At 38.5% G+C, this 16606-nt stretch carries 15 protein-coding genes and 1 pseudogene; 7 read left to right on the plus strand and 9 right to left on the minus strand.

The genetic code is table 11. The annotated features are described in order from the left end of the window. The first annotated feature begins 241 nt into the window (after positions 1 to 241). A complete protein-coding gene (locus BUA72_RS08075) occupies positions 242 to 799 on the plus strand; it encodes a hypothetical protein (protein ID WP_072923133.1) in 558 nt (185 codons plus the stop codon). Between the two features lie 65 nt (positions 800 to 864). Here BUA72_RS08075 and BUA72_RS08080 read toward each other — a convergent pair whose 3' ends face one another. Further along, the gene (locus BUA72_RS08080) at positions 865 to 1635 is read right to left on the minus strand and encodes a DUF3108 domain-containing protein (RefSeq protein WP_072922542.1); all 771 of its coding nucleotides are present in this window, start codon (positions 1633 to 1635) and stop codon (positions 865 to 867) included. 157 nt (positions 1636 to 1792) lie between these two features. Between BUA72_RS08080 and BUA72_RS08085 the strand changes: the two genes are divergently transcribed. Together BUA72_RS08085 and BUA72_RS08090 are read left to right on the plus strand one after the other, a co-directional pair. After that, positions 1793 to 2848 carry an NAD(P)/FAD-dependent oxidoreductase gene (locus BUA72_RS08085; protein WP_047455067.1) on the plus strand — a complete coding sequence of 352 codons (1056 nt, stop codon included), beginning with the start codon at positions 1793 to 1795 and terminating at the stop codon, positions 2846 to 2848. 12 nt (positions 2849 to 2860) lie between these two features. Beyond that, the gene (locus BUA72_RS08090) at positions 2861 to 3190 is read left to right on the plus strand and encodes a 2Fe-2S iron-sulfur cluster-binding family protein (RefSeq protein ID WP_072922543.1); all 330 of its coding nucleotides are present in this window, start codon (positions 2861 to 2863) and stop codon (positions 3188 to 3190) included. Positions 3191 to 3246: 56 nt separating this feature from the next. Here BUA72_RS08090 and BUA72_RS08095 read toward each other — a convergent pair whose 3' ends face one another. From BUA72_RS08095 to BUA72_RS08115, 5 genes are all read right to left on the minus strand, one after another. Continuing rightward, complete coding sequence (locus BUA72_RS08095; RefSeq protein WP_072922544.1) at positions 3247 to 3795, minus strand: hypothetical protein; 549 nt, start codon at positions 3793 to 3795, stop codon at positions 3247 to 3249. A 3-nt stretch (positions 3796 to 3798) separates the two neighbouring features. Continuing rightward, a complete protein-coding gene (locus BUA72_RS08100; protein WP_072922545.1) occupies positions 3799 to 4380 on the minus strand; it encodes an LOG family protein in 582 nt (193 codons plus the stop codon). A gap of 213 nt (positions 4381 to 4593) precedes the next feature. Further along, a complete protein-coding gene (locus BUA72_RS08105) occupies positions 4594 to 6036 on the minus strand; it encodes an aminoacyl-histidine dipeptidase (RefSeq protein ID WP_072922546.1) in 1443 nt (480 codons plus the stop codon). Positions 6037 to 6145: 109 nt separating this feature from the next. After that, positions 6146 to 6637 (minus strand): hypothetical protein, encoded by a 492-nt coding sequence (locus BUA72_RS08110; RefSeq protein WP_072922547.1) that lies wholly within the window; start codon positions 6635 to 6637, stop codon positions 6146 to 6148. Between the two features lie 20 nt (positions 6638 to 6657). Next, a complete protein-coding gene (locus tag BUA72_RS08115; protein WP_072922548.1) occupies positions 6658 to 7263 on the minus strand; it encodes an LURP-one-related family protein in 606 nt (201 codons plus the stop codon). Positions 7264 to 7597: 334 nt separating this feature from the next. Between BUA72_RS08115 and recR the strand changes: the two genes are divergently transcribed. Then, a complete protein-coding gene (recR, locus tag BUA72_RS08120) occupies positions 7598 to 8209 on the plus strand; it encodes a recombination mediator RecR (RefSeq protein WP_072922549.1) in 612 nt (203 codons plus the stop codon). 2 nt (positions 8210 to 8211) lie between these two features. Next, positions 8212 to 9045 (plus strand): glycosyltransferase family 2 protein, encoded by an 834-nt coding sequence (locus BUA72_RS08125; RefSeq protein WP_072922550.1) that lies wholly within the window; start codon positions 8212 to 8214, stop codon positions 9043 to 9045. A gap of 51 nt (positions 9046 to 9096) precedes the next feature. Here the strand turns inward: BUA72_RS08125 and secG are convergent, their stop codons facing one another. The 3 genes from secG to BUA72_RS08140 form a co-directional block, all read right to left on the minus strand. Then, complete coding sequence (gene secG, locus BUA72_RS08130) at positions 9097 to 9459, minus strand: preprotein translocase subunit SecG (RefSeq protein WP_047455085.1); 363 nt, start codon at positions 9457 to 9459, stop codon at positions 9097 to 9099. Between the two features lie 133 nt (positions 9460 to 9592). Next, the gene (locus tag BUA72_RS08135) at positions 9593 to 11623 is read right to left on the minus strand and encodes a M16 family metallopeptidase (protein WP_072922551.1); all 2031 of its coding nucleotides are present in this window, start codon (positions 11621 to 11623) and stop codon (positions 9593 to 9595) included. 54 nt (positions 11624 to 11677) lie between these two features. Next, on the minus strand, positions 11678 to 12991 hold the full coding sequence (locus BUA72_RS08140; protein WP_034728606.1) for a M16 family metallopeptidase: 1314 nt from the start codon (positions 12989 to 12991) through the stop codon (positions 11678 to 11680). A gap of 169 nt (positions 12992 to 13160) precedes the next feature. Between BUA72_RS08140 and BUA72_RS24410 the strand changes: the two are divergent. After that, a pseudogene (locus BUA72_RS24410) lies at positions 13161 to 13484 on the plus strand (thrombospondin type 3 repeat-containing protein); the annotation flags it as partial. 648 nt (positions 13485 to 14132) lie between these two features. Continuing rightward, positions 14133 to 16463, plus strand: coding sequence for an ATP-dependent helicase (locus BUA72_RS08150; protein ID WP_047455091.1), 2331 nt, complete (start codon positions 14133 to 14135; stop codon positions 16461 to 16463). Positions 16464 to 16606 lie beyond the last annotated feature (143 nt).

The raw sequence follows: 16606 nt of genomic DNA on the forward strand, positions 1-16606 counted from the left end.
AACACTTTTCTTATCTCCAAATCATATTCATGGTGTGGTATTTTAAAGTATCCTCCATATCTGCTTCTATTAGTAAGACAACCCACATTAAAAATCTATTACAGACTTTTGAAAAAAAAGAAAATAATTTTCTTAGTCAGAGGTATTGCTTACACCCTATAACGATTAAATGTTAAACAGGAGCCTAACTCCAGCGCCGGATGCTTTTTTATTTACTTTTAATTTCTTAAACAACCTAAAAATGAAAAAAGTATTATTATCGCTATTATTAGCGAGCGGGCTCTTTAGTGCCCAAAAAATAGAGGTTTCTGCGAGTTATGGAATATCTTCTATGTACGGCGGATCTTATGGACTGTCGTATGATATTGCAAACGGTATTATTCCATCCAGTGTTAGCAATGGAGATGGCCGTAGCCCTTCAAGTATGGGAGTTGCTATCATAGGAGTAGCGATGTACAGTGAAAATACGAAATGGCGTTTTGGGGTAGATATTGCGAATGAGTTTTTTAATAACACATCTACTGCCAAAGAAAACATGTTCTCGGTATTACCGAAAGTAGATTATTTCTGGCTTAAAAAAGAAAAATTAGGCTTGTATTCAGGTGCAGGTGCCGGAGTCAATTTTGTAAGCAATACCTACATTAATCAAAACAATAATCAAATAGAGGATAACTATGGGATGTTTGCATTCAACGTTACTCCTATTGGCGTTAAGTATGGCGGAGATCTGAGTGTTTTCCTTGAAACCAACGTCGGGATAAAGGGAATTGTCCAGGGAGGCGTATCCTATCGATTTTAATGACTGAAAATAAAAAAGGAACAGTTTAAAACGGTTCCTTTTTATATGATAGATGATTTTATCTTTTATTTAAGATACTTCAAAGGGTATTTCACATTTTTAAGGTCATCAATACTTGCTTTCAGGGATCCTACAGCCAGTTCGGCTTTCAGAAGCATCGGGATATGGTTTGCATCATTGGTCACCCACATCGTAACACCTTCTTTTTCCTTGAAAACCCTTCCGCTTTTTACAGACGGAATAATTTTAAGACAGTTGATCGTCCCGAATTTTGTTTTCAGATCTTCATTGCCCGTTACTTTCAGCTGAAACGGAAACATTTCATCGTCAATCCAGACATTCATATTGATTACGGTTCCTACTTTCAGTTCGCTGGTGCTTTTGCTTCTCAGATAATAAAAGCAGGAAAGCATATCCTGAACCCCTTTGATGGATTTCAAGACCTTTGAGCCATTAGCCGGAGTTTTTTTATCCGTTAGTATCAGGGTGTGGTTATCGTGGTTGAAAACAGTCTCAAAATGCTGGCGATAGTTGCCTTCACGCACATTTCTCACATAAAAGCTGGGAAGCCCGGTATCTGTATTGATGAAACTTTCATAGAGATCTTCTACTTTAAAGAAGGCTTTTACAGCTCCCGTAGTCTGTCCAGTACCTTTAACGTAGAGATGGGGAGCGCCCATATAAGTTGTTTTTTTGGCGGTTAGATTAGCGGTTCCTGCATTCAGGATTCCGTAGTGGATTCTAAAGGTAATAGACTCACCGTCAGCAATATTATCGATCTGAGCGTAACTCAGCAGGAACGTAAATACTGCAAAAAAACTTAAAATTTTCTTCATGATATGACATTTAACAAAAACACTGCCAAATTTAAGATTCTTAATGATTTACATAGATTTGATAAATCTCAGGTTTTTATTTAGAATCAATTAAATATGCTTCGCATTAAAATTAGTAAATTTGCAGTTACATGTATAATTAAATTATCTTATTATTATGATAACCACTGATATATTGATCATAGGTGCCGGACCTACCGGGCTTTTCGCTGTTTTTGAAGCAGGTTTATTAAAAATGAAGTGCCATATTATTGATGCGCTTCCACAGCCGGGAGGACAGCTAGCTGAGCTTTATCCTAAAAAACCTATTTTCGATATTCCGGGATATCCTTCTGTGAATGCAGGAGAATTAGTAGATAATTTGATGGAGCAGATCAAGCAGTTCCAGCCAGGATTCACTTTGGGAGAAACTGCAGTTTCTTATACCAAGGTAGATGATGAATGGTTTGAAGTGATCACCAACAAAGGAACGGTTCACAGATGTAAAGCGATTGCTATTGCCGGTGGATTGGGAACTTTTGAGCCAAGAAAACCTACTTTCGAGAATGTAGCTGACTATGAAGAGAAAGGTCTTGAATATTTCGTGAAAGAACCTGAACATTTCAGAAACAAAAAAGTAGTGATCGCCGGAGGTGGAGATTCTGCTTTGGACTGGAGTGTTTTCCTTTCGAATGTAGCAAGTGAAGTGACTTTGATCCACAGAAGAAATGAGTTCAGAGGAGCTTTGGATTCTGTAGAAAAAGTACAGGATCTTAAAAACCAGGGAAAAATTAAGTTAATTACGCCTGCAGAAGTGACTGGTATCAAAGGTGACGGAAAAGTAGAAGCGATTACGGTAGAGATTGAAGGGCAGGAAGCTTTTGATATTGAAACAGATTATTTCATTCCTTTATTCGGACTGACTCCAAAATTGGGTGAGATCGGAAACTGGGGACTGAATATCGAGAAAAATGCAATCGTTGTGAACAATGCACTTGATTATCAAACGAACATCGATGGAATCTACGCAATCGGAGATATCAATACCTATCCGGGTAAACTGAAGCTGATTCTTTGCGGTTTCCACGAAGCGACTTTGATGTGTCAGAGTGTTTACAACAGACTGAATCCAGGGAAAAAATTTGTACTAAAATATACGACAGTAAGCGGTGTAGACGGATTTGACGGTAGCCGTAAAGAAGCAGAAAAGGCAGTTGTGAAAAAAATTGACTAATTTTGCATTATTATGTCAGATATTAATATAAAGATCACCGATCGGGAGGGGATCACCCATGATGTTGTAGCACCTACAGATATGTCTATGAACCTGATGGAGATCATCCGTTCTTATGAATTGGCGGAAGAAGGAACTATCGGAGTTTGTGGCGGAATGGCTATGTGCGCCTCTTGTCAGGTATATGTGATCACTGATCCGGGCCTTGAGCCTATGGGCGATGAAGAAGATGCCATGCTGGCGGAAGCTTACCACGTAAAAGACAACAGCAGACTGGGATGCCAGCTGCATATGATGGACTCGATGGAGGGTCTTGAAGTGGCGATTGCTCCTTATCCTTAGAATATATTTAATTTAAGTTAATATAAAAACCGCCTGGAAATTTCCGGGCGGTTTTGCTATAGATTGAATAGGGTAATAAGCTCAGGATATAGTTGATTTAAATATTCTGTATCTGGTGAGCAGTTACCATTATCCATTTCCAGATACTGATCTTTTCGTAAGGCGTATACTAATATTCCACCTCCGTCCATACAGATTGATTCGACTTTGTAATCAGTTTTTTGCCATAAATTATTTTTCGTTATTAATGTTGAAAATTTGTGAAATTGGTCATTGGTTAACCTTTCTTCTTTTAAAATTTCAACTCTTGGTTCCTGATATTCTCCAGTTTTTTGGTTATACCCACTTTTGTAGATTTTTTTCTTTACGATCGTTTTGATCTTTCCTTTTTTTTCAATCCGGATGAGATAATCTTCCTTGAATGCAGACCACTTAAAAAACTGATAAATTTCTTCATCATTTTTAAGTTTCGAGCTATTCATGCACTTTAATGGTTTTTCTTTTAGATCGTTTGAGAAATATTGGCAGATAGCTTCGTCCGTATTCTGAGAATATAGATTGGAAACTCCAAATATCAATACTAAAAGTGAAAGAAGTTGTTTCATAACTTATATTTCATCCTTCGAAATCCATTTCCCAACTGTTGGCGCCTCATAATTCCTCATTTTCTCCAAAAGCTCATCAATGCTACCGCTTATCAAAAGCATATCACGATTCACCAGCTTTAAAAATCCTTTATCTACCATGGTCTGAACCAGTTTTATCAGATCATCATAAAACCCGTCAATATTCAAAATCCCGATCGGTTTTTTATGAAGTCCAAGCTGTGCCCAGGTGATCATTTCAAAAAACTCTTCCAGCGTTCCATAGCCGCCGGGAAGAACGATCACGCCCTCGCAGAGGTCATTCATCTTCGTTTTTCGTTCGTGCATGGTTTCTACGATGATCAGCTCGGTGAGGTTTTTATGGGCGATTTCTTTGGATTGCAGGAAGTGGGGGAGAATTCCTGTCACTTTTCCTCCTGCGTTTAAGGTTCCGTCTGCAACAGCTCCCATCAGACCTGTGTCTGCACCGCCGTAGATCAATTGTATGTGTTGTTTAGCAAGTGTTTCACCAAGCAGGAAAGCCTGTTCTCTAAAAATGTCATCTGTGCCGAAACTTGAGCCGCAGAATACTGTTATACTTTTCATTGTTGTAAATCTTGTTATATAATTTTTGAACCATTAAGATCAATTAAGTTATTAAGGAAAGTTAAGTAAAATATCAAAGATATTTTTAAGTTGTACATTCTAAAGCGAAGCTAAATCTTAATATTCTTATAAGCTTAATAAATCTTAATGGTTTAAATTAAAAATATCCAAAATCATACGACTTTGGATATTCAATATAGTAATTTTATCTTTTTATTTTAAAGGAATATTCGCTAAAATATCTTTAGTGAAACTCCAGAATTTCTGAGCAGAAGGAATATTCGCTTTTTCATCCGGAGAGTGTGCTCCTCTGATCGTAGGTCCAAAGCTTACCATTTCCATTTCAGGATAATTGGCTCCGATGATCCCACATTCAAGTCCTGCGTGACAGGCAACTACGTGAGGTTTTTCGCCAAATTTTTCGGTGTAGATTTTCTCCATCAGCTGTACGATCTCAGAACCCGGTTTTGGTTTCCATCCAGGATAAGAACCACTGAATTCAACGTTCATTCCTGCTAATTCCGCCACAGATTTTAATTGTTCTGCCACAGAATATTTAGATGAATCTACCGATGATCTGGTAAGGTTTAAAATTTTAAGCTCTCCGCCTTTTAATTCCACTCTCGCAACATTGTTGGAGGCTTCTACAAGATCTTTTACGTCCGGACTCATTCTGTAAACGCCATTATGAAGAGATTTTAAAGTAAGAATGATCTTTTTTGAATCTTCCTCAGAAATAGCTAAGTCAGATGTTGTAGAGTTTTCAATATTGATATGAAGACCAGGTTCTACGGTAGCAAATTCTTCTAAAATATCTTTTTTAAGAGCGGTTGCCGCTTCAATGAATTCGTGGGCATTTCTCACGGAAATAAGCGCTGCTCCTTCTCTTGGAATTGCATTTCTCAATCCACCTCCGTCTACAGAGATCAGCTGGATATTCTGATTAGCTAAACCGGTGTAAAGAAGTCGTCCTAAAATAATATTGGAGTTTCCGAAACCTTTGTGAATATCCATTCCTGAATGTCCTCCCTGAAGGCCTTTTACTTCAATTCTTACAATCTGTCCTTTTGCACCTTCTGTTCCGTAGTTTTGAGTAATCGTTACATCTACACCACCTGCACAACCGATATCGATCTCATCGTCTTCTTCCGTATCAAGGTTTAATAGGATTTCTCCAGTTAATTGTCCCGGCTTCAAACCTAAAGCACCCGTCATTCCCGTTTCTTCATCAATGGTAAAAAGAGCTTCCAAAGCTGGGTGAGGAATATCTGAACTTTCCAGGATAGACATGATCGTCGCTACTCCTAAACCGTTATCAGCACCTAAAGTCGTTCCTTTTGCTTTTACCCAGTCACCGTCAACTTCCATTTTAATACCTTCTGTATCGAAATCAAAATTGGTATCGCTGTTCTTCTGGCATACCATATCCAGGTGGGACTGAAGCACGATAGACTTGCGGTTTTCCATTCCTGCTGTAGCCGGCTTTCTGATGATCACATTTCCTACTTCATCTACGGTAGTTTCCAACCCTAAATCTTCACCAAATCCTTTGATGAAGGCAATCACTCTTTCTTCTTTTTTAGACGGTCTTGGAACTGCATTTAGTTTGGAGAAATTTTTCCAGATAATCTGCGGTTCTATATTAGATAATTCCATGAAATTTTATTTTTATCAAAATTACAAAATAAAAAATGCTTCCGTGAATCCGAAAGCATTTTTTATAAGGAGTACTGGGGTAAATTTATTTTTTAACCCTTTCGTTTTTCTAGCATCCGCATTCACCATAAATAGGCATGGTTTCTACGGTACCGTCCGGTTTTTCAATCGTCAGTGTACCTTCGAACAGTAAAGCTTCTTCATGCTTTATTTTTTTACCTTTTACAGAGATCTTGTAGTTGTCGCTTTCAATCTCTTTGGTCAGTTCTTCATCTACTTCCATGTCGCTGGACGAAATAAGATTCATTGCCAGTCTTTGGCCATCCAGTTTCATATAAGCGGTTTTTCCGGCATCGTCAGCATAGATGTATTTTTCTGCTTCAAACTCAGCTTTATTTCTTGCAAAATAGCATGAACATTCTTTGATCTCTTTCGGAAAAGGAATAATGTCTACCTGCACCTTTCCTGATGCAGTATTTGTTTTAGCAGAATCCTTAACAATGTTCAAAGAATCTGTTGAAGCATTATCCTTTACGGTTTCTTTATCTTTTTTACACGCGGTCAAAAGGAGCGCTGAAAAGAAAATGATTAGATATTTCATTGTCTGCGGTTTTTATTGTTTTAGCCTCTTGCTCTTTCCAGAAGAACCATCATCAGTAATGACAGGATCACTAAACTTTCGTCTTCGTCATCAATATCAATTACTCTGTCAAGCTGGAATCTTCTTCCAAAGAATGAAGGCATTTTTTTTAGTTTAAAATATTCCTTTCCGTCTATGCCTCTTACCGTGTAAGCCGGGTTAAGAAAATACCCTGTAAACATTCCTATAATTGGAATCTCGCTTACCATTCCGTCAAAGAATTTTGTCCATCCATTATCCTCTGTAACGATGAATTTAGGTTGGTCATTTGAATCCAGAATGTCATAGGTAGATTTCCAGAGAGAACGCATTCCTTTTCTGGCCAGTCTTCCGTAGTTTTTGTTGTCGATAAGATCATTTAAAGAGTAAGAAGCATTGAAATCGATCCATTGGTTGGCTTTGATTCTGAAAAGCTCCTTAGTTTTGCTTTCGTCATTGAAAACAATTACGTCTTCTTTCAGTTTGAACATTTTCTGACGTACATAAGCAACATAGCTCCCGTTTTTGTCAGTAATATTGAAGTCACTCGATAGAGTGGAGATCTTAAATTTGAAATCCAGAGGATAATTTAGATTCTTAAGTACCATTTAGTTTATTTTTTTCATATTAGATCCCAAAGATAGAGGTTTTTTTAGAATGTTGGCGGGGCAAGAGGTCAATGGTGAATTTTGCTTCGCAAGTGAATGGTGAATGCTGGATTCAGGAACCAAGAAATGTAAGTTCGACGAAGGCAATCAAGATTTCAGATATGTTTCGGGATACGAGTTCCGGGATTCGAAACGGCATCCATCAATCATCAGCTTTTTTTCACCCACAAACTCTAAAAACCTCAAACACCCAAACCCTCTGACTCTCCAACCCTCAAACTCTCCGACTCTCAAACACCTACCAACTCTCAACAATATTCCTTATTTTTGTACTATGGATTACCCTAGTAAAGTTTTAGCAAAAGCCGTAGACGAAATTTCGGGGCTGCCCGGGATCGGGAGAAAAACAGCTTTGAGATTAGCGTTACATCTGTTAAAACAGCCCAGTTCCAGAGCGGTAAGTCTTGGAAACTCATTAATCAACCTTGTCAACGAAATAAAATACTGCAAAGAATGTCACAATTTTTCAGATTTTGAAGTGTGTGAAATCTGCAGTAATGAAAAAAGAAACAGCGAAGTGATCTGCATCGTTGAAGACGTACGTGATGTGATTGCCATTGAAAATACAGGAAAATTTACAGGAAAATACCTGATCTTAGGTGGGAAAATATCACCGATGGAAGGAGTAGGACCGAATCAGCTGAATATTCCAAGCATTGAAAGAAAAGTGAGCGAAGGCGGAGTGAGGGAATTTATTTTCGCATTAAGTGCTACAATGGAAGGAGATACCACAGCGTATTATATTTACAAGAAATTTAAGAACTCCAATGTTAATTTTTCAAGTATTGCGAGAGGAATTTCAGTAGGAGATGAATTGGAATATGCAGATGAAGTATCTTTGGGAAGATCTATTATGAACAGATTACCCTACAACGAAAAGGATTAAATATGAAGCTGTCGATAATTATTGTCAATTATAATGTCACCAGGCTGTTGAGGAACTGCCTTTTGTCTATTCAGAAATATACGGAAGGAGAGGACTATGAAGTGATCGTTATAGATAATGCGTCTACCGATGCTTCCTGGGGTGATCTTATCCCGGAATTCCCTAAAGTACGTTTTATATCTTCAGAACATAATGACGGTTTCGCAATAGCCAACAATAAGGCAATCAATACCGCAGCGGGAGAATATGTTCTGCTCCTGAATCCGGATACCGAACTGGAAGGTTATTATATGAAAGATCTTCTGGATTTTGCTGATTCTAAAGCAGATTTCGGATGTCTTGGTGTAAGAATGCATGACGCGGAAGGTGTTTTTCTCCCTGAAAGCAAGCGTTCTGTACCGGATATGTTCAATTCCTTTGAGAAACTGTTTACGAGTTTTAAAAGAAGCAATTCAAAATCTTATTACAGAAGTGATATTGAGGAAGATGACGTTGCAGAAGTAGATGTTGTGACCGGAGCGTTTTTATTGGTCAAAAAAGACATTTACGAAAAGATCGGAGGGCTGGATGAAACGTATTTTATGTACGGGGAAGATATCGACCTCTGTTATACACTATTGAGAAACGGCTACAAAAATTATTATTACGGAAAAGCTTCTCTTCTTCACCATAAAGGAGAAAGCACGATTAAAGATGAAGTGTATCTTAACCGTTTTTACGGAGCGATGCAGATCTTTATTGATAAATACTACAGAGAATCTAAACCGATGCAGTATTCGTTTTTAAAAGCGGGGCTGAAGCTTCGGCACAAGATTGAGAAAATCAAGCTAAAATAAAAAAGCAGTTCAATTTGAACTGCTTTTGTTGTATATAAGATAGGTCTGTTATTATTTAGCTGGAGCTACAGGTGTTGTCTGAGCCGGAGCAGTAGTTGTAGCCGCCGGAGCAGTTTGCTTAGCCGGAGCTGTAGTTTCCTTTTTCAATGGCTGCTGCTGTGCAGGAGCTGCTGTTGTAGGCTTCCCTGTGATTACAACGCTTATAAGAATAAGAACGATGATTACTGCGCCCAGAGTCCATGTTGCTTTTTCCATGAAATCGTTGGTTCTCTGTACTCCAAACTGTGCAGGTGATGCACCTCCGAAAGTACTGGAAAGACCTCCTCCTTTAGGATTTTGAGCCATAACGATGATTACCAATAAGATGCTGGCGATCATAACAAGAACCATCAATAGTATAAATATAGTATCCATTAATTTTGATATCTTTTTGAATGGGCAAATTTAATCTTTTTTTACCGAATGACAAAGAAGATCGTGGTAAATGTTGGTAAAAATAAAAACGGCAGCGTCAGCTGCCGTTTTTTCTATAATAAAAAGGCTATTCTTATTTAAAATCGGAATCTTTAGCCTGATTCACCTCGCGGGATTTTACCGCCAGATTGATATCCATTCCACCCATATTCTGGATGATCGTGAATGGGAACTTAACTCCTGAAACCTCTTTGTAATCTGCAAAGCTTGTAGGGATAGAACCTCCATCGCTGGATTTTGTTTCCCCCGTTTTAAGTCCTGTTTTTACACTGTAATAATAGGTGTCTTTTGGTCCTTTCACTACGTAAGAATCTTCATTGTTATACTTTTCGATTCCTGTTACCTTGTAATCTGCAGATTTAGCGAAAGCAAGTTCCGGGAACAATTCCGGATCAGCCATATCAGCCTTCTGCTTATCAGTTAAAGGCATTTTTTTGCCTTGACCTTCAATATAACCCTCTTTACCGTCAAACACGATTTTTTGTACCGTGTTGCCCATCATTTTCATATCCATCAGCATTTTTCCGCCTTTGGCCTGAACCAGTTTCATATTCATTTCCATTCCCTGAACCTTTGTAGAAGCATCAGTCGTAATAGAAGTGATTTTCTGAACCGCTGCCAAACCTCCGATGGCATTGATGTATTTATCAGCAACAGATGCCGTAGTTACAGCTGCATCTACTTTCTGTGCAGCAGCTTTAGCTACCGGATTAGCCTGCTTGTCGAAATATTTTACAGGATATCCTAATTTCTCAAGTCCTTCAGAAATATCAGATGCTTTACCGGCGATGAAAATTCTGCTCTGGTTTGGAAGAATATTAGCTTTTACTGCATTGGAAATATCTGCAGCAGTTACTTTATCTATTGACTTTAAATAGTTCGTATAGAAATCAGAAGGAAGGTCCTGAACCTTTTGGTTTAAAGCAAATTTTGCAATCGTTTCAGGCTTCTCTAATGACATGATGAACGAGCCTTTCAGTTTAGCCTTAGCATTTGCCAGTTCTTCAGGCTTTACGGTAGAAATCGCATTAAGTTCATTCATGAATTCCTTAACGGCTTTATCAGTAACTTCATTTCTTACGCTGGCATCAGCTGAGAATTCAGAAGAATACTTATCAGCACTCATACTGGAATAAGCTCCGTAAGTGAATCCGTTTTTCTCACGAAGGTTCATGAAAAGTCTCGCTTCACCACCACCCCCTAAGATGTAGTTAGCCATAGTAGCCGCGAAATAATTAGGATCCTTCATTTTAAGATTGTTCAGGTTGCTTACAGAAACTACAGACTGTACCGCTGAAGGGACGTCTACAATATTAATTTCCGTTTTACCAACATTGGCTGTCGGCTCCAAAGGAACGATAGGCGTATTCGCCTTTTTCCATCCGTTGAATGCTTTTTCCACCAAAGGTTTGATCTGGTCAAATTTCACATCTCCTACAATCACTAAATAAGCATTGTCCGGAGCGTAGTATTTTTTATAAACGTTTTGTACGTCAGCAAGCTGAATTTTGTTGATAGATTCTTCAGTTTCAAATTCACCTCTTGCTGTATTTTTACCATACATCAAAGCGTTAGAAACTTTTGAAGCGATCGCTGAAGCATTTTTTTCTCCGGATTTCAGACCTTCTAAAGCTCTTTCTTTTGAATTTTGAATTTCTTCAGCTGAGAATTTAGGATTAATGATCGCATCTGCCATTAAACTTAATACCTCAGGGAAGTATTTGGAAAGAGAATTTGAAGCGGCACCATTGGAAGAGAAGTTTAAGTTAGCTCCCAGATAATCTACTTTTTTGTTGAAATCGTCTTTGCTTAAATTAGTTGTTCCGTTTTCGAACTGTTCAGCCATGATAGAGCTTACTCCCGTTACGCTTCCTTCGTTGAACGGAGGTCTGTCCATAGAAAGCGTCGTGTTTACTCTTGGCAGTTTGTTGTTTTCCACAACCATTACCGTAAGACCGTTGCTCAGTTGGAAAGTTTTTGGTTTTGCAATGTTGATCGCAGGAGTAGGTCCCGGTTTCGGCATTGCGTTAAGATCAATTTTTTGTGCTGAAATCGTTCCTGCGAAAAAAAACGCTGCAGCTATATATGTTAATTGCTTTTTCATTTGTAAAAATTTAATTTTTAATAATCATTTTTTAAACCTGAAAGTTTTAAATGATTACTTTTTTTCAGGAACGTAATTAATGATTACTCTTTGATTGGAATTCAAATACTTCTTAGCAGCGTTCTGCAGATCCTGTCTGGTGATCGATCTGTAGATGTCGATTTCCTTATTGATCAGATTGGTATTTCCCATCAATACGTGGTTCGTTGCCAATGAAGCAGCAATTCCCTGAATACTTGAATTGGCGTTCACAAACTGATTTTCATACTGGTTCTGAAGTTTCTGATAATCTTCTTCAGAAATCAGACCCGTCTGCAGCTTTTTGATTTCAGCATCAATGTCAGCCTGTAAAGTCTGTTTTGTAGTCTGTCCCATCGGGATTGCAAAGAATGCGAAAATACTGTAATCTTCAAGACCCTGGTTGAAAGCCTGTACAGCAAGTGCCTTTTTGTCCTGGTCAACTAATTTTTTATATAAAACTGAAGATTTACCGTTGCTCAGATAAGACGAAAGCATATCTAGAACATAAGCGTCTTTCTCTTTATTAGCCGGAGTTCTGTACGCGAAAATATACGCAGGAAGCTGAATGTTTGGGTCTGTAGCCGTTACCTCTTTTTCCTGAGTGATAGGAGCATCTTTCGGGAAGTCTTTTGGATAAAGAGTTCCTTTCTGAATGCCTCCGTAATATTCCTGAATCCATTTCTTAGTCTGCTCAGGTTTGATATCTCCTGCAACTACCAATGTAGCGTTGTTCGGAACGTAGTATTTTTTATAGAAAGCCTGGAATTCTTCAAGCTTTGCAGAGTTAAGATCTTCCATAGAACCGATGGTAGGCCAGTTATACGGGTGATTCGTAAACAAGTTTTTCTGAATCGTAGGGAAAAGGTTTCCATAAGGCTGGTTGTCCATTCTTAATCTTTTCTCTTCTTTTACAACTTCTCTCTGAGTATCTACTCCCACCTGGTTGATCTCGGCGTGACGCATTCTTTCAGATTCCATCCAAAGGCCAAGCTGCTCATTATTCGAAGGGAACGTTTCAAAATAATACGTTCTGTCATTCGTGGTGTTAGCGTTATTTTGTCCTCCGTTTGAAGAAACGATTTTGAACCATTCACCTCTTTTGATGTTTGGTGTTCCTTCAAATAAAAGATGTTCGAAGAAGTGGGCAAAACCTGTTCTTCCCTTTACTTCATCCTTCGCACCTACATGGTACATTACCCCTGTAGTGACTACCGGCGCAGAATTATCCTGGTGCAGAATTACGTGAAGGCCGTTTGGCAGGTCATACTCTTCGAATTTAATTTGCTGTGCATTCAGGACCATTCCGAAGAAAGATGCTGCTGCCACAGAAAGAAGTCGCTTTTTCATAAAGTAGAAATTGTTTTGTATCAATTAGTAGGACAAATACAGTATTTGTTACATAATTACTCTACTTTTTTTTAATTTTTTGTTTATTTGTAAACTCTTTAACTCCACTATGAGAATTTATTTTACTTTACTTTTTCTTTTCTCCCTTTTTCTAATGCACGCGCAGGAAATCATGGATAAAGATGCGTTGAAAAAATGCAGAAAAGAATTCAATAAAAAGACCTGCCTGTCCGATGAAGACGGGGATGGAATACTTTTTTATCTGGATCAGTGCCCTAAAGAGAAAGGTCCCGTTGAAAATAACGGCTGCCCTTGGCCTGATAAAGATAAAGATGGGAGCATAGATAAGGAAGATAGCTGTCCGGATCTATCCGGTCCTGTTGAGAATAATGGTTGTCCATGGCCGGATACCGATAACGACGGAATTTTAGATAAAGATGATAAATGCCCCACAGTGGAGGGACTTCCCGAATATGGAGGCTGTCCTAAACCATTTAGAAGGGATTGCAGAGCAATAGCTAAAAAAGACAGTCTGGATATGATGAATTTGCGTGCTAGCTATAAAGATGTTGATAAGATTTATAATCAGCTCAGCAAAAAAATTCTGGAGCCCATCAACAAATATAATCTGAAAAATATAAGGCTGTATATTAAACTTATTGATTGGGGACCTTCCTGTCTTACAGGAGATGGTTGCGATCAGAATTGGAAACATATTCAGTCAAATTACTTGAGTACTCAATTTTGGAATAAAACTACACTGGAAAGATTGTATAACAGGAAAGATATCAACGGGATCTTTTTCTCTACAAAGTTTTGGCCTGAAATATTTCCGGAACTGAAAGAATTTGTAGATCCTCCTTTATATAATTATTTGGTGAAGCATTACAAAAAAGAAAGGACGATTTCCGTATTGAAAAATGATAAAGATCAATATCAATTGGTTATAATATCAATGTATTTTGAAAATCCACATCAAATCAGAGTTTTAATGACAGACAGTAACCGTTTTTATACGGACACTACTTATATGTATAATGGAAAAACTTGGAATACAATAAAATAGGTAAGTGCTGTTTTATTAAAGTTTGAATTGTCCTTTGAATACATTAATTTTGTGTTCCCAAAATTTTTTTGCAGTATGGATTATCTGAAAGGACTCAATGAATCACAATATGAAGCCGTTACCTCTCTACAGGGACCTTTGATGGTACTTGCAGGAGCCGGTTCCGGAAAAACGCGTGTGCTGACCATGCGTATTGCCCACCTGATCCACAACGGTGTGGACCCTTTCAACATCCTGGCCCTGACGTTTACCAATAAAGCCGCCCGCGAAATGAAAGACCGTATCGCCAAAGTGGTAGGAGACAGCAATGCAAGAAGTTTATGGATGGGAACTTTTCACTCGGTGTTTGCAAGAATCCTGAGAATTGAAGGTCATTATCTGGGCTATCCATCCAATTTTACGATCTATGATATGCAGGATGCCCTGAATGTCATCAGAAAAGTATTAAAAGACATGAATATCGATGCCGATCTTTATAAACCTAAAAAAGTTCAGGCAAGAATTTCAACCTACAAAAACAACCTGATCACCGTAAAAGCATATTTCAACAATCCTGAACTGATGGAAGCTGATGAAAAAGCGAATATGAAATTCATCGGGCAGATCTACCAGAGATATGTGGATGCATGTTTTAAAAACGGAGCGATGGATTTTGATGATTTATTGTTAAAAACCAACGAATTACTCACCCGTTTTCCGGAAGTGTTGGCCAAATATCAGGACAGATTCAGATACATCATGGTGGATGAGTACCAGGATACCAACCATTCCCAGTATCTTATTGTAAAAGCACTGGCTTCAAAATTTGAAAATATCTGCGTGGTAGGAGATGATGCACAATCTATTTACTCTTTCCGTGGGGCCAATATTTATAACATCTTAAACTTTAAGAAAGATTATCCTGACGCAATCACGGTTTCTTTGGAACAGAACTATCGTTCAACTCAGAATATTGTGAATGCAGCTAACGTTGTCATTTCAAAAAACCTTCAGCAGTTCAAGAAGAACGTTTTCAGTGATAACGAAGAAGGGGATAAGATCAAAATATATCGTTCTCTTTCCGATGCCGATGAAGCGAATTTCGTGGCCGGAAATATCTGGGAGCTCAGAAATACGGACCAGAGAAAGTACAGTGATTTTGCGATTTTATACAGAACGAACTCACAAACCAGAGCATTTGAAGATGCGCTGAGACGTAAAAATATTCCATACAAGGTTTACGGAGGACTTTCTTTCTACCAGAGAAAAGAAGTAAAAGACCTGATCGGTTATCTGCGTCTTCTGGTCAATGAAAATGACTCCGAGGCATTGATGAGAATCATCAATTACCCTACAAGAGGAATCGGGGAAACAACCCAGAATAAGCTGATCGTTTTTGCAGATTCCCATAATGTGACCATTTCACAGGTATTGAGTAATTTACCAATGTATGCGCCTCAACTGGGGCTGAACAATGGTGTTTTAACCAAACTGAATGACTTCTGGTCCATGATCAAAGCGTTCCAGGTATTGCTAAAAACCGATACGGCGTATAGCGTGGCAATGGAAGTGGCCAAACGAAGCGGTCTGATCAAGTTTTTAAAAGACGACCAGACTCCGGAAGGGATTTCCCGTGTAGAAAACGTTCAGGAATTGATGAACTCTATGCAGGGATTCATTGAAGAGCAGATCCAGCTTGAAGACGGCGATCCGAGCCTTCCGAATTTCCTTGAGAATATTGCCCTTTCTGCAGATACTCAGGATAAAAGTTTAGAGGAAGATATGGTTTCGTTAATGACAATTCACCTGTCAAAAGGTCTGGAATTCCCTGTGGTACACCTTGTAGGTCTGGAAGAAAACCTTTTCCCGAGCTTTATGAGTTCCGCAACCAGAGAAGATCTGGAGGAAGAAAGACGTCTGTTTTATGTAGCATTGACGAGAGCCGAAAAGCAGGTCTTTTTCTCTTATGCAGTTTCCCGTTTCCAATGGGGAAAAATTACAGATGCGGAGCCTTCAAGATTCTTAAGTGAAATTGATGACCAGTATATTGAGTTCTTAAACCCGGCTCTGGAAAAGAGATTCATCAATAATACCGGCATCAAGTCCAATATCTTTGATGAACATCCTTCGGAACAGAAAGCATTCAGAAGAGTTGAAAAGAAAACGATTGATAAAGGTGACAATTCAAAACCTGCACCGGAAGTCAGAAAACTAAAACCGGTCAGTACCGCGAAAATTATCAATCCAAGCGGAGCTTCCTCGCAGGACATTGAGGTGGGAGATAAGGTGAGACACGACCGTTTCGGAATCGGGGAAGTTTCTTTCCTGGATGGTACGGATCCTCAGAACATCAAAGCCAAAGTAGTTTTCATTCATGAAGGAGAGAAAAACCTTATCCTGAAGTATGCGAAACTTACGAAAATATAATAGTTAATTGTTCAGCGGAAAAGCTGATGATATATTTTAAAACGGATTCCATTTTTGGGGTCCGTTTTTTTATTCAAACACAAATTGCACGAATGTTTTTCACGAATAACACGAATATCTTTGACGCTGTTAGTGCCATTTTT

Source organism: Chryseobacterium sp. OV279 (genome assembly GCF_900128945.1).
GTDB lineage: Bacteria > Bacteroidota > Bacteroidia > Flavobacteriales > Weeksellaceae > Chryseobacterium.

What these genes read in the sequence shown, in the direction of transcription:
- BUA72_RS08075 (WP_072923133.1), top strand. Translation starts at nt 242, where the DNA reads ATGAAAAAAGTATTATTATCGCTATTATTAGCGAGCGGGCTCTTTAGT.
- BUA72_RS08080 (WP_072922542.1), bottom strand. Translation starts at nt 1,635, where the DNA reads ATGAAGAAAATTTTAAGTTTTTTTGCAGTATTTACGTTCCTGCTGAGT.
- BUA72_RS08085 (WP_047455067.1), top strand. Translation starts at nt 1,793, where the DNA reads ATGATAACCACTGATATATTGATCATAGGTGCCGGACCTACCGGGCTT.
- BUA72_RS08090 (WP_072922543.1), top strand. Translation starts at nt 2,861, where the DNA reads ATGTCAGATATTAATATAAAGATCACCGATCGGGAGGGGATCACCCAT.
- BUA72_RS08095 (WP_072922544.1), bottom strand. Translation starts at nt 3,795, where the DNA reads ATGAAACAACTTCTTTCACTTTTAGTATTGATATTTGGAGTTTCCAAT.
- BUA72_RS08100 (WP_072922545.1), bottom strand. Translation starts at nt 4,380, where the DNA reads ATGAAAAGTATAACAGTATTCTGCGGCTCAAGTTTCGGCACAGATGAC.
- BUA72_RS08105 (WP_072922546.1), bottom strand. Translation starts at nt 6,036, where the DNA reads ATGGAATTATCTAATATAGAACCGCAGATTATCTGGAAAAATTTCTCC.
- BUA72_RS08110 (WP_072922547.1), bottom strand. Translation starts at nt 6,637, where the DNA reads ATGAAATATCTAATCATTTTCTTTTCAGCGCTCCTTTTGACCGCGTGT.
- BUA72_RS08115 (WP_072922548.1), bottom strand. Translation starts at nt 7,263, where the DNA reads ATGGTACTTAAGAATCTAAATTATCCTCTGGATTTCAAATTTAAGATC.
- recR (WP_072922549.1), top strand. Translation starts at nt 7,598, where the DNA reads ATGGATTACCCTAGTAAAGTTTTAGCAAAAGCCGTAGACGAAATTTCG.
- BUA72_RS08125 (WP_072922550.1), top strand. Translation starts at nt 8,212, where the DNA reads ATGAAGCTGTCGATAATTATTGTCAATTATAATGTCACCAGGCTGTTG.
- secG (WP_047455085.1), bottom strand. Translation starts at nt 9,459, where the DNA reads ATGGATACTATATTTATACTATTGATGGTTCTTGTTATGATCGCCAGC.
- BUA72_RS08135 (WP_072922551.1), bottom strand. Translation starts at nt 11,623, where the DNA reads ATGAAAAAGCAATTAACATATATAGCTGCAGCGTTTTTTTTCGCAGGA.
- BUA72_RS08140 (WP_034728606.1), bottom strand. Translation starts at nt 12,991, where the DNA reads ATGAAAAAGCGACTTCTTTCTGTGGCAGCAGCATCTTTCTTCGGAATG.
- BUA72_RS08150 (WP_047455091.1), top strand. Translation starts at nt 14,133, where the DNA reads ATGGATTATCTGAAAGGACTCAATGAATCACAATATGAAGCCGTTACC.